Genomic DNA, 12,560 nt, shown 5'->3' with positions numbered 1-12,560 from the left:
TAATTATCAGTTGTCAACTGTCAACTGTCAACTTAATTAATGAGACACAGAGGCTTATTTATCCTTTTATATTTTCTCGCAGGGGCTTTGATGATGTATTCGCAGGAGCTGGTTGCCCCGCGTGATACCGTATTGCCAGTCAATGGGGATACGATAACCCAGGCAGCCACTGATAGTACAGTCCTTGTATCCGACTCTACCAAGAACAATAAGGTCGGTCTCGATGCACCGGTTGTTTACCAGGCGAAAGACTCTATGGTAATGACTGCCGGCAACTGGGCGTATCTCTATGGCGAAAGTGATGTAAAATATCAACAGATCGGATTACAGGCTGAAAATATAGAGATGAGCCTGGACAGCAGCCTGGTGTTTGCCAAGTTCGGTCTCGACTCTATCGGTGAAGAGTTCGGTTACCCGTTGTTTAAGGATGGTGATCAGGAGTACGAATCGAAAACGATGCGTTATAACTTCAATACCAAGAAAGGGTATATTACCGATGTGATCACCCAACAGGGAGAGGGATTCGTAACTGCCGGCCGTACAAAGAAGATGGACGACGATGTCCTGAATATGGTGGGTGGTAAATATACTACTTGTGATGAGCATGATCACCCTCACTTTTATATCCAGATGACCAAGGCGAAGGTCCGTCCTAAAAAGAATATCGTGACAGGTCCGGTCTATATGGTGATCGAAGATGTACCGTTATATCCGATCGGTCTGCCTTTCTGCTTCTTCCCGTTTTCCAGTACTTATTCTTCCGGTGTGATTATGCCGACCTATACCGATGACTCTCAGCGGGGATTTGGTTTGCGCGACGGAGGATATTACTTTGCACTGAGCGATTATATCGATTTGGCGGTGACAGGTGAGATCTATACGAAAGGTTCCTGGGGGCTTCAGGCGCAGTCTTCTTATAAAAAGAGGTATCTTTTTTCGGGTAACTTCAATGCGGCTTACCAGGTGAGCAGGTATGGTGATAAGGGGCTCGACGACTATAGTCTGTCGAAAGACTTCCGGTTGAACTGGACGCACAGCCAGGACCCGAAAGCGAATCCGTACCGGACTTTTTCTGCCAGTGTCAATTTTGCGACTTCCAGTTTCGACCGTAACAGTGCGATGGGTATTTATAACCCGAATACGACAAACAATACAAAAGGTTCCAGTATCAATATCACGCAGCGTTTCCCGAACAATCCGTTGACGCTTTCGGCAACCATGAACGTGAACCAGTCTTCCAAAGACTCCATGATCTCCGTGACATTGCCTGACCTGACTATTACGCTGAGCCGTATATTCCCGTTCAAGCGTAAGAATCCGGTGGGAAAAGAACGGTGGTATGAAAAGATCTCCATGAGTTATTCGGGATATTTCAAGAATAGCATCACAACGAAGGAAAACCAGTTGTTTAAATCGAATATCATAAAGGACTGGAAGAACTCGATGGACCATAGCATTCCGGTCAGTGCCACATTTACGGCATTCAAGTATATCAATATATCTCCGTCTTTCAATTACAAGGAAAGCTGGTATACCAGTAAGATCACTAAGCAGTTCGATCCGCACCTGAATACTTTGGTAAATCGTGATACAACTTACGGATTCTATCGTATTTACAACTACAGTGCGTCGTTATCAGCTTCGACTACGTTGTATGGTTTTTACAAGCCGCTTCCTTTCCTGGGAGATAAAGTGGAGATGATCCGCCATCGTTTCGAACCATCTGTCAGCATTAGTGCCGCTCCTGACTTTGGCGGTAGTATCTTTGGTTTTTATGATCATTATCAGTACATAGATGCAAATGGCGATCCTATCGATTATGTTTATTCTCCTTTCGCCCACAACGGGTCTATCCCGAGTGGAAAGCAGGGTAGTTTGAACTTTTCGCTGGATAATAACGTAGAAATGAAAATTAAGTCGGATAAAGATACTACCGGCTTTAAAAAGATCAGCCTGATCGATAAGTTATCCTTGGGGATGAGTTATAATATGGCGGCGGACTCTTTCAAATGGAGTGACCTCTCTGTCGGATTGCGTTTGAAGTTCTCAAAGAGTTATACGTTGAATCTGAACGGACAATTCGATACTTATACCTATGGTGCGGATAAAAACGGAAAGCCGATAAGACTGGATATCCCCCGTTGGAAAGCCGGCAAAGGTATCGGACGTCTGCGTTCAACAGGAACCAGCTTCTCCTATACTTTCAACAACGATACGTTCAAGAAGTGGTTCGGAGGTAAAACGGATAGTAATATCCCGGAAGAGAATGCAGGAGACGGCGAATTGGAAAATCTGACAGCCGAGAATGCGGATGGTGAGAATGCGGATGCGGAAGGAACTCAGGAAGGTGGCCGTTTGCGTGGCAAGAAGAAAGATACCGGAGAGTATGATTCGGATGGTTATCTGGTTTCGAAAATCCCCTGGAGCCTTTCTTTCAATTACAGTATGCAGTTACGCTATGGCGATTTCGATCCGAACCGCTTGGAGTATAAGTATAAGCTGACCCATGCACTGAGCTTTAACGGAAATATCCAGCCGACAAAGAACTGGAGCTTTAACTTCAATGCCACTTACGACGTCGAGAATAAAAAGATTTCGTTTATGACCTGTAATATAACCCGTAACCTGCACTGTTTCCAGATGTCGGCAAGTATCGTTCCGGTGGGAGCGTATAAGTCGTACACATTCTCTGTAGCAGTAAGTTCTTCCCTGTTGAAAGACTTGAAGTATAACCAGAGCAGCAGCGTTCGTTCAGGTCAGGACTGGTATTGATCTCATAGAAAAGACATAAAGAAAGGGCGATGAATTTATTTTCAACGCCCTTTCTTTATCTTGGTATTTACCATTCTATAGGAGTCTGTCCTGTGGCTATCAGATAATCGTTTGTCTTACTGAAATGCTTGTTCCCGAAGAATCCGCGGTAGGCGGAGAGGGGGGAAGGATGCGCTGATTTGAGTATCATATTGCGCGAAGCATCGATAAAAGCACCTTTGCGCTGTGCATATGAACCCCACAGGATATAAACAATGTGGCTGCGCTCTTCTGTCAGTTTGTGGATTACCGCATCTGTAAATGCTTCCCATCCCCGGTTCTGGTGCGAACCGGCCTGATGTGCACGGACCGTCAGTGTCGCATTCAATAATAAAACACCCTGGTCTGCCCAACGCAGCAGATTCCCGCTTTTAGGCATAGGCGTACCCAGGTCGCTTTCTATCTCTTTAAAGATGTTGATCAGGGATGGAGGATAAGGAGTCCCGTCCTGAACAGAGAAACAAAGCCCGTGAGCCTGTCCCGGTTCGTGGTAAGGATCTTGCCCCAGTATGACTACTTTTACTTTATCAAAAGGACAATGCTCGAAAGCATTAAAGATGTATGGTCCCGGAGGATAGACTGTTCCGTGACTGTATTCCTGTTTTACGAAGTTGATTAACTCTTTGAAATAATCTTTTTCAAATTCGGGGGCTAACCGTTCTTTCCAGCTTTGTTCGATCTTTACGTCCATAATTGAAAGTTAAATTAATAGCATTCCGGCAGCACGGGCTTCCTGACGCATTTCTTCCGGCCAGATGCTTGCCTGGATTTCTCCGATATGAGCTTTGCGCAGATAAAACATACACAAACGGCTTTGTCCGATACCGCCGCCGATGCTTTGGGGCAGTTCGCCGCTCAAGAGACGTTTGTGGAAGTATAGTTCTTTCTTTTCTTCCGCATTACAACTCTTTAGCTGGCGTAGCAGTGCTTCTTTATCCACACGGATACCCATAGAGGATAATTCCAGTGAGCGGTTCAGTACGTCGTCCCAGACAAGCAGGTCGCCGTTTAGTCCGACCTGTCCGTTTTCAGCGACAGTCGACCAGTCGTCGTAGTCCGGAGCACGTCCGTCATGTTTCTGTCCATTGCTCAGTTGGCATCCGATGCCGATGATGAATACGGCTCCGTATTCCTTGGCAATAGCGTCTTCCCGTTCTTTCGGTGTAAAGGTAGGATATTTTTGTAATAAATCCTCGGAATGTATGAAATGAATCTGCTGGGGGAGAGACGGCCTTATCTGCGGGAACATTTCGTAGACCAGATATTCCGTACGTACCATAGCGGCGTAGATACGGCGCACAATCTCTTTCAGAAATTCAACATTGCGTTCTTTAGGGCTCATAACACGTTCCCAGTCCCACTGGTCAACGTATAAAGAATGCAGGTTCCCCAGTTCTTCATCCGAACGAATAGCATTCATATCGGTATAAATACCATAACCCTCTTCTATATTATAGTCTGCTAAAGTGAGGCGTTTCCACTTAGCCAGCGAGTGGACGATCTCTGCTTTTGAATCGTCCAGGTCCTTGATAGGAAAAGTAACAGCCCGTTCGGTTCCGTTCAGGTCATCGTTGATTCCCATACCTTTCAGAACGAACAAAGGAGCCGTGACACGACGCAGGCGTAATTCGGAAGATAAGTTTTGCTGGAAAAAGTCTTTGATTTTCTTGATACCCATTTCTGTTTGAGACAGGTTAAGCAAAGCCTTATATCCCGCAGGTTTAATTAGATAGCTCATATACTTGTTGTGCTTTGTGTTTGTTAAATATGCGTGGCAAAGATAATGATTAATGGCAAAATAGCAATATAGCAGCCCTTTTTATTTGCAAAATGGCAGTATATACGCTAAAGAGAGTTGCAAAATATCAGAAGTTATGTTTTTCGGCAGAAAAAAGAAAGAATGTGAAAACTCATCCTCAATACATTTGCTTTCCTCCGATATTATATTTACTTTTGCCCCGTCTTTGGCCTGGTAGCTTAGTGAATAGAGCGTCAGATTCCGGTTCTGAAGGTCGAGGGTTTGAATCCCTCCCGGGTCACAACAAAAAAGCGATGTCGTATGATGTCGCTTTTTTTGTTTAAATACTTCTCGTTTACTTTCTCTTTGAAAATAATATAATTGACAAAATGAAGTGATATTGGTCTGTTGCAGAGTAAAATGGTTTTATTTGGCCGTTTTTTATGACGAGCGTACTGCTTTGGATCGGTATTGTAGAAGAGTGTTGAATACATAATTTAACAATGGTATTGAGGCATGCGCGTTTTTCTGTTTGTTTTAAATAATTTGGGGGTTCGTTTAAAACGAGTTTTTTTTCATTTTAAATGAGATGGGGATTTATTTAAAGCAAGATTTTTGTTAATAAGTGTTGATTCTGGCTTTTTCAGAAGCTGTTTTGCGTGGAAAAAGTCTGTTGAACAACATTTTTATTTTCTGTAGCAGGGTAAACAGGCGCAGGTTTTGAATTGGCATATTTGTGATGTTTTCGATTGATGCGGGTCCTATTGTTCTATATTCTTACTTGTATGTTTCATAATGATGTTTTATGCTGTTTAAGTGTGATCAACTGTTATTCATTAAGTCGCCGAGAAGTGCGTGAATTATAACGGGTATTGGGTTGGGATCGTACATCTCTTTCTGGGGTGGGGTGAGTTGACAATTTGATATTTAGTTTTACTTTCGTTTGGGGTGTTAAGCAGGATTGAATGAACTTTTCATTTTTTCTTTTGTTTTATATATAAGTTATTAATTAAGATAAAACAAAATACTATGTTGGCGATATACAGATTTTTGTTTCCGTCGAAGCCTGACGGAATTACTATTTCCTTGTTATTATTGGCGTTGCGCATCCTCTTCGGTGGCTTATTATTGAGTCATGGTATCCAGAAATGGAATAATTATGCGGAGATGTCTGCTGTTTTTCCTGATCCGCTGGGAGTGGGGAGTAATGTGTCGTTGGGGCTTGCTATCTTTGGTGAACTTGCCTGCTCGATCGGATTTATTTTTGGCGCATTATATCGTCTGGCAATGATACCGATGATATTTACTATGTGTATGGCTTTTTTTGTTATCCACGGGAGTGATCCTTTTGCGGTGAAAGAGCTGGCCTTTGTTTATCTGGTGGTATTTATATTAATGTATATTACCGGTCCGGGTAAATTCTCGATTGATCGGTTCATCTCTGTGCCGCTGTCGAAGAAGAGAAGGTAAAAATCAGGTGTCGCAGAGTAGGGTTACGATCCCTTGTTTTGCCGGATAGGTACTATTAATAGACTACATTCTTTTGTGTCTATGTTTATTTGGATTATGGTATTCTGTGTGATCCATCCTTCAAGGAGCCGATCACACGGATAAGTTTTACTGCAATAATCGATATAATGAATAAGTTCCATTGTATCGTCGAGGAAAAGAAATGCCCCTTTGCACATTTTGTTGGAATCGAATAAGCAAGTCAGTGTCGAAGACTCAAACCGGACTTCCAAGCTGGTTTCTTTCTGGGCATTAAATATATAATGGTTTTCATTCTGTTCTCTGTTAAGAAAGATCGTTTTTACAAAACTAAGGGGTTTGTTGATTGCGAGGCATCCCAGGGTTATTTGCTCTGCATAATTCCTATTGTTTTTTTGAGTCATTTTATTGTCTGTTTAATGAATGATAGGCAAAGGAATAAAATGTAGACGGGATGATTCATCAGGTAAGCTGATTTCTTATTAAATGTGGTAGTAATATTATTCGGAGTCTTATCGGCGGATATTATTCTATTAAATAAAATATTATCAGGATTAATACTTACTTTTGCATTAGGTAAATCATATACAATAATTAATATGGAGGCAACAGTAAAGAAAAGTAATCATGGAGCGAATGTTCGTCGTTGGAGGGAATGGCGAAATGTTAATCAGGATGTGCTTGCAGAACAGATAGGTGTTTCACAGGCTACTTTGTCCGGTTATGAGAAAAGGGATAAATTGGAAATAGAAATACTGGAAAAGATTGCTAAAGCTTTAAATATTCCTGTTGAGGCCATTACCGAAATGGAAGATGGAACTTCTATTAATATTGTTGCAAATACATTTGATAATCAATCATCCGCTGTCAATTGGTGTCCAACCTTTAATCCCATTGATAAAATAGTGGAACTTTATGATAAACTTCTGGAAGCAGAAAAAGAAAAGGTTGCTATGTTGCAGGAGGTTTTAAGGGATAAGAGATGATTGATATAGGTATTATAGATTAGGGACATTATATTTAAACTGCTCAGTTATTATCAGTTTTGAATGTTACTTTTCTCTTGAAAGAAAAGTAACCAAAAGTTCAAGGCTCAACCGGCTTCACTGCTCCGGTGAAAGACTCCACTCGAAAATCCGAAACTCGCTATGCTCAAACAACGGATTTTCTTAACCGTTCCGTCTTTCACCTACGCGGACGTTCACCCGCTTAGGCCTTTCCAAGGAAGCTATGCTTCCTCTTAGGATGGCCGACACCGATACTTATAAAACAAAAACTTTCGGATTTAACAGGTAGTATCAGCAATCCCAAGAGAACGCAAAGCGTTCTATGAAAGGCCTCAGCTGATGAGCGTTAAACGAAGCATCCGTAGAGAGCGCCCGGAGGCTGTGCTGTTTGAGCGCAGCGAGTTCACAGACGACAGCGAACGGAGGATGCGAAGTAGCGAAGCAGGTGTAGCCTTGATCTTTTGCCTACTTTTCCATCAAGGGAAAAGTAGGTTCAATTATTTCTAGATTTGAATGTATTAGTGTCTGATAAGCCTGTAAGTTATTGAAGTATTGTTGGGTAGGTGAAAAACACATGAATCTTTGTTGTCATCGAGAAATTGTGGGTAGTATTCTTGGATCAATTAAGCAGATGCGTCTATAGCTGAATTATATAGAATAAAAAAAGACTTACAAGTAATTGTAAGTCTTTTTTTTAGTGGGCGTTGACGGATTCGAACCGCCGACCCTCTGCTTGTAAGGCAGATGCTCTGAACCAGCTGAGCTAAACGCCCGAATTGAAATCAAATTGGTATAAATGAGTGGGCGTTGACGGATTCGAACCGCCGACCCTCTGCTTGTAAGGCAGATGCTCTGAACCAGCTGAGCTAAACGCCCTTTCATTACTTCAGTAAATTTTGTATGCCTTATCTCTCTAAAGCGCTGCAAAGATACGGCTTTTTTTATTACCTCCAAACATTTCAGCAAAAAAGTCGAAAAAAAATTCATTACTACCATTTAATCTGAAGAAATGTAGTAACTTTGCGTCTCTATATTATTAATGTATATAAGTATTCGATATCATTGGTATATCGCCCGGACACTCAGGGATATAGGTGTATAAACTAAATGAGTATGGTATTTTCAACACTAACTGCCATATCGCCCGTAGATGGTCGATATAGAAATAAAGCCGAAAACCTGGCGGCTTACTTCTCAGAATATGCACTTATCAAGTATAGAGTGCAAGTCGAAATAGAGTATTTTATTACTCTGGCTGAGTATCTTCCACAGCTGAATAATCTGGCTACAGTGGAAAACAAAGAAGCGTTGCGTAAAATTTACAAGGAATTTAGTCTGGAGGACGCAACCCGTATTAAGGAGATCGAGAGCGTAACCAACCATGATGTAAAGGCCGTTGAATATTTTATCAAAGAAAAATTCGATCTGCTGGCTTTGCAGGATTACAAGGAGTTTATCCATTTCGGATTGACCTCGCAGGATATTAATAATACTTCGGTACCATTGTCTATAAAAGATGCTTTGAACGAAGTTTATTATCCGGGCATCCAGGAAGTGATCGACATGCTGAAAAAGTATGCGGAAGAATGGAGCAATGTTTCCATGCTGGCAAAAACACACGGACAGCCTGCTTCTCCGACCCGTCTGGGTAAAGAGATCATGGTGTTTGTGTATCGCCTGGAACAGCAGGTCGCTTTATTAAAAGCTATTCCCGTATCTGCCAAGTTCGGTGGTGCGACAGGTAATTTTAATGCGCATCATGTGGCTTATCCGCAATATGACTGGAAGGCTTTCGGAAATAAGTTTGTGAATGAAGTGCTGGGCCTGAGCCGTGAGGAATGGACTACACAGATTTCCAATTATGATAATCTGGCTGCCATTTTCGATGGTTTGAAACGTGTTAATACAATTTTGATAGACCTGAACCGTGACTTCTGGCAGTATATCTCTATGGAGTATTTCAAGCAGAAGATCAAAGCGGGCGAAGTAGGTTCGTCGGCAATGCCTCATAAGGTGAACCCGATCGACTTTGAAAATGCAGAAGGTAATCTGGGTATGGCTAATGCAATTCTGGAACACTTGGCTACCAAATTGCCGATCTCCCGTCTACAGCGGGATTTGACAGACTCTACCGTGTTGCGCAATGTCGGTGTACCTTTGGCACACATCGAAATCGCATTCAAGAGCTTAACAAAAGGGCTGGGTAAATTGTTATTGAATGAGAACGCCCTGTACCGGGATCTGGACAATTGCTGGGCTGTCGTTGCCGAAGGTATCCAGACGATCTTGCGTCGTGAAGGTTATCCGAAGCCCTACGAAGCTTTGAAAGCCTTAACCCGGACAAATGAGGGAATCACTGAAAAATCAATCAGTGATTTTATCGGAACGCTGCAGGTCAGTGATGCTGTGAAAGCTGAATTAAAGGCGATTACGCCGCATAATTATACAGGTATTTAGTGTGAAAATAAACGTAACCGTGAGGTTACCAATTAGTTAATTATTTATTAATTTACAACAATGAGCACAGAAGAAAGAGAAGAATCTCAACCGCGTCCTAGAAAGGTGATACCAAGTATCAGACGGGAAAACACAGATCAGGAAGGTGAAAGAAGACCTTACAATCAAGGTTACAACAGACCTGAGGGAAACAACTATGAACGGAGACCATATGACCGTCCGAGCCGGGATGACCGCGGCGGTTATAATTCTTACGGGGATAACCGCTCTTCTTACGGAGATCGTCCGAGCCGTCCTCGTACGTATGACAACCGCGAAGGTGGTGGTTATAACAGCAGACCATCTTATAACAACCGTGGCGGTTATGGAAATAATCGCGAGGGTGGTTACGGTAACAATCGTGAAGGTGGTTACAACTCAAATCGCGAAGGTGGCTACAACAGCCGTCCTTCTTATGGCAACAATCGCCCCTCTTACGGCAACAATGACCGTTCGTATGGTGGTGGCGGTTCTTACAACCGTCCTTCTCGTCCTAACTATGACGAAAGACCAAGCAGACCTTATACTCCTTCGCAGGAAGGTGCTGCTGCTGGTGACGGCATGAAGAAAAGAAGACCGAGAGTGGGTGATACTCGCGTAAATTCGTATGACTCTCGTGATAATCGGGGTGGCGGCAGACCTTCGTACGGTAATAATAACCGTGGCGGTGGATATGGCAACAACAACGGATACGGCAACAGACGTCCGGGTGGCCAGCAACGCCGTACAAACGATTACAACCCGAATGCCAAGTACAACTTCCAGAAACAGTTGAAGTATAAAGAAGTACTGGCTGACCCTAACGAACCGATCCGTCTGAACAAGTTCTTGTCGAATGCAGGTGTTTGTTCACGTCGTGAAGCTGACGAATTTATCACAGCCGGTGCTGTGAAAGTAAATGATGTAGTAGTTACTGAACTGGGTACAAAAATCACCCGCCAGGATAAGGTAGAATTTAACGACAAACCGGTACAGATCGAAAGCAAGGTCTATATCGTGTTGAATAAGCCGAAAAACTGTGTAACTACTTCCGACGATCCTCAGGAACGTCTTACCGTTATGGATCTGGTGAAGAATGCTTGCCAGGAACGTATTTATCCGGTAGGCCGCCTCGACCGTAACACAACCGGTGTATTGCTTCTTACTAATGATGGCGACCTGGCTTCCAAGCTGACTCACCCGTCATTCAAGAAGAAGAAGATCTACCACGTATGGTTGGATAAGAATGTATCTATCGAAGACATGGAAAAGATTGCTAACGGACTGGAGCTGGAAGACGGCGAAATCCATGCAGATGCAATCAGCTATGCAAGCGAAGACGACAAGAGCCAGGTGGGTATCGAAATCCACTCGGGACGTAACCGTATCGTTCGCCGTATCTTCGAATCATTGGGATATCATGTGACGAAACTGGATCGTGTATATTTTGCCGGACTTACAAAAAGAAACCTGGGAAGAGGAAAATGGCGTTATCTGAACGAACGTGAAGTGAACGCGCTCCGAATGGGTGCTTTTGAATAATACAAAGATTAGCCGGTTGACAATACCGGCTATCTTGTTTTGATTATCTAAGAATAAACATATAAACATGGAAACAATTACTAGAACAAAAATTGTAGATGTACTGAAAAGCGAAGCTTACGGTACAACCGTTAACGTGAAGGGATGGGTTCGTACCCGTCGTGGTAGTAAACAGGTTAGCTTTATCGCGCTGAATGACGGTTCTACAATCAATAATGTTCAGATCGTTGTGGATGTGGAAAAATTGGGTGAAGAATACCTTAAACCGATTACGACCGGTGCTTGTATCAGTGTGAACGGTGAATTGGTTAAATCTCTGGGACAAGGTCAGAATGTAGAGATCCAGGCTACCGAAATTCAGATTTACGGTACGGCCGATCCTGCTACTTATCCGTTGCAGAAGAAAGGTCACTCGCTTGAATTCCTACGTGAAATAGCTCATTTGCGTCCGCGTACCAATACGTTTGGTGCCGTGTTCCGCATCCGTCATAACATGGCGATCGCTATCCACAAGTTCTTTCATGAGAGAGGTTTCTTCTATTTCCATACACCGATTATTACAGCTTCAGACTGTGAAGGGGCCGGACAGATGTTCCAGGTGACGACAATGAATCTGTATGACCTGAAAAAGGATGAAAACGGCTCTATCATTTATGATGACGATTTCTTTGGAAAGCAGGCCAGCCTGACTGTTTCGGGCCAGTTGGAAGGTGAATTGGCTGCCATGTCTTTGGGAGCTATTTATACGTTCGGACCGACATTCCGTGCCGAAAACTCCAATACTCCGCGCCACCTGGCCGAGTTCTGGATGATCGAACCGGAAGTTGCTTTCAATGAGATTGCTGAAAACATGCAGTTGGCGGAAGACTTTATCAAATATTGTATACAGTGGGCGTTGGATAACTGTATGGATGATATCCAGTTCCTGAACAATATGTTTGATAAAGAGTTGATCGAACGTCTGCAATTTGTCCTGAAACATGATTTTATCCGCCTGTCTTATACGGAAGGTGTTAAGATTCTGGAAGAGGCTGTAGCCAAAGGACATACCTTCGAATTCCCGATATATTGGGGTGCTGACCTGGCTTCCGAACACGAACGTTACCTGGTGGAAGAACATTTCAAATGTCCGGTTATCCTGACTGATTATCCGAAAGAGATCAAATCTTTCTATATGAAGCAGAATGATGACGGAAAGACTGTTCGTGCCATGGACGTATTGTTCCCGAAGATCGGAGAAATCATCGGCGGGTCACAGCGTGAGGAAGATTACGAAAAGCTGGCAAGACGTGCCTCTGAAATGGGAGTACCCGAAAAAGATATCTGGTGGTATATGGATACCCGTCGTTTCGGTACGGCGCCTCATTCCGGCTTCGGTTTAGGCTTCGAACGTTTGTTGCTGTTTGTTACAGGTATGACAAATATCCGCGACGTGATTCCTTTCCCGAGAACTCCGAACAATGCGGAATTCTAATAAGGGACTTTCGAAAGTAAAAGAT

The 12,560-nt window shown here is 43.1% G+C and carries 9 protein-coding genes and 3 tRNA genes; 8 read left to right on the top strand and 4 right to left on the bottom strand.

All coding sequences use genetic code 11. The annotated features are described in order from the left end of the window. Positions 1-39 precede the first annotated feature (39 nt). Positions 40-2,772: a putative LPS assembly protein LptD gene (locus HMPREF1535_RS03950; RefSeq protein ID WP_010801979.1), complete on the top strand. Its 2,733-nt coding sequence runs from the start codon at positions 40-42 to the stop codon at positions 2,770-2,772. A gap of 67 nt (positions 2,773-2,839) precedes the next feature. On the opposite strand, the gene HMPREF1535_RS03945 is transcribed toward HMPREF1535_RS03950, so the two are convergent. Together HMPREF1535_RS03945 and asnA are read right to left on the bottom strand one after the other, a co-directional pair. Further along, positions 2,840-3,502, bottom strand: coding sequence for a uracil-DNA glycosylase (locus HMPREF1535_RS03945; RefSeq protein WP_007654913.1), 663 nt, complete (start codon positions 3,500-3,502; stop codon positions 2,840-2,842). Between the two features lie 9 nt (positions 3,503-3,511). Next, positions 3,512-4,549 carry an aspartate--ammonia ligase gene (gene asnA, locus HMPREF1535_RS03940; RefSeq protein WP_010801980.1) on the bottom strand — a complete coding sequence of 346 codons (1,038 nt, stop codon included), beginning with the start codon at positions 4,547-4,549 and terminating at the stop codon, positions 3,512-3,514. Between the two features lie 228 nt (positions 4,550-4,777). On the opposite strand from asnA, the gene HMPREF1535_RS03935 reads away from it, so the two are divergent. From HMPREF1535_RS03935 to HMPREF1535_RS25725, 4 genes are all read left to right on the top strand, one after another. Next, positions 4,778-4,850 (top strand) — tRNA-Arg (locus HMPREF1535_RS03935). Between the two features lie 728 nt (positions 4,851-5,578). Further along, positions 5,579-6,019: a DoxX family protein gene (locus HMPREF1535_RS03930; RefSeq protein WP_007654911.1), complete on the top strand. Its 441-nt coding sequence runs from the start codon at positions 5,579-5,581 to the stop codon at positions 6,017-6,019. A 617-nt stretch (positions 6,020-6,636) separates the two neighbouring features. Next, positions 6,637-7,023, top strand: coding sequence for a helix-turn-helix domain-containing protein (locus tag HMPREF1535_RS03920; protein WP_010801982.1), 387 nt, complete (start codon positions 6,637-6,639; stop codon positions 7,021-7,023). 360 nt (positions 7,024-7,383) lie between these two features. Beyond that, entirely contained in the window at positions 7,384-7,551 is a 168-nt protein-coding gene (locus HMPREF1535_RS25725; protein ID WP_154278419.1) for a hypothetical protein, read from the top strand. A 191-nt stretch (positions 7,552-7,742) separates the two neighbouring features. On the opposite strand, the gene HMPREF1535_RS03915 is transcribed toward HMPREF1535_RS25725, so the two are convergent. Then, a tRNA-Val gene (locus tag HMPREF1535_RS03915) sits at positions 7,743-7,817 on the bottom strand. A gap of 28 nt (positions 7,818-7,845) precedes the next feature. After that, positions 7,846-7,920: transfer RNA gene (locus HMPREF1535_RS03910), tRNA-Val, on the bottom strand. 237 nt (positions 7,921-8,157) lie between these two features. Between HMPREF1535_RS03910 and purB the strand changes: the two genes are divergently transcribed. The 3 genes from purB (at position 8,158) to asnS (ending at position 12,535) form a co-directional block, all read left to right on the top strand. Further along, complete coding sequence (gene purB, locus HMPREF1535_RS03905; RefSeq protein ID WP_007654906.1) at positions 8,158-9,501, top strand: adenylosuccinate lyase; 1,344 nt, start codon at positions 8,158-8,160, stop codon at positions 9,499-9,501. A gap of 60 nt (positions 9,502-9,561) precedes the next feature. Further along, entirely contained in the window at positions 9,562-11,061 is a 1,500-nt protein-coding gene (locus HMPREF1535_RS03900; RefSeq protein WP_007654904.1) for a pseudouridine synthase, read from the top strand. A gap of 67 nt (positions 11,062-11,128) precedes the next feature. After that, positions 11,129-12,535: an asparagine--tRNA ligase gene (gene asnS / locus HMPREF1535_RS03895; RefSeq protein WP_007654900.1), complete on the top strand. Its 1,407-nt coding sequence runs from the start codon at positions 11,129-11,131 to the stop codon at positions 12,533-12,535. The last annotated feature ends 25 nt before the right edge of the window (positions 12,536-12,560 follow it).

Origin of the sequence: Parabacteroides goldsteinii DSM 19448 = WAL 12034 (assembly GCF_000969835.1) — a bacterium.
GTDB lineage: Bacteria > Bacteroidota > Bacteroidia > Bacteroidales > Tannerellaceae > Parabacteroides > Parabacteroides goldsteinii.
Note: the sequence above shows the minus strand (reverse complement) of the source record. Positions and strands in the feature narration are given on the sequence as shown.

What these genes read in the sequence shown, in the direction of transcription:
- HMPREF1535_RS03950 (WP_010801979.1), top strand. Translation starts at nt 40, where the DNA reads ATGAGACACAGAGGCTTATTTATCCTTTTATATTTTCTCGCAGGGGCT.
- HMPREF1535_RS03945 (WP_007654913.1), bottom strand. Translation starts at nt 3,502, where the DNA reads ATGGACGTAAAGATCGAACAAAGCTGGAAAGAACGGTTAGCCCCCGAA.
- asnA (WP_010801980.1), bottom strand. Translation starts at nt 4,549, where the DNA reads ATGAGCTATCTAATTAAACCTGCGGGATATAAGGCTTTGCTTAACCTG.
- HMPREF1535_RS03930 (WP_007654911.1), top strand. Translation starts at nt 5,579, where the DNA reads ATGTTGGCGATATACAGATTTTTGTTTCCGTCGAAGCCTGACGGAATT.
- HMPREF1535_RS03920 (WP_010801982.1), top strand. Translation starts at nt 6,637, where the DNA reads ATGGAGGCAACAGTAAAGAAAAGTAATCATGGAGCGAATGTTCGTCGT.
- HMPREF1535_RS25725 (WP_154278419.1), top strand. Translation starts at nt 7,384, where the DNA reads ATGAGCGTTAAACGAAGCATCCGTAGAGAGCGCCCGGAGGCTGTGCTG.
- purB (WP_007654906.1), top strand. Translation starts at nt 8,158, where the DNA reads ATGGTATTTTCAACACTAACTGCCATATCGCCCGTAGATGGTCGATAT.
- HMPREF1535_RS03900 (WP_007654904.1), top strand. Translation starts at nt 9,562, where the DNA reads ATGAGCACAGAAGAAAGAGAAGAATCTCAACCGCGTCCTAGAAAGGTG.
- asnS (WP_007654900.1), top strand. Translation starts at nt 11,129, where the DNA reads ATGGAAACAATTACTAGAACAAAAATTGTAGATGTACTGAAAAGCGAA.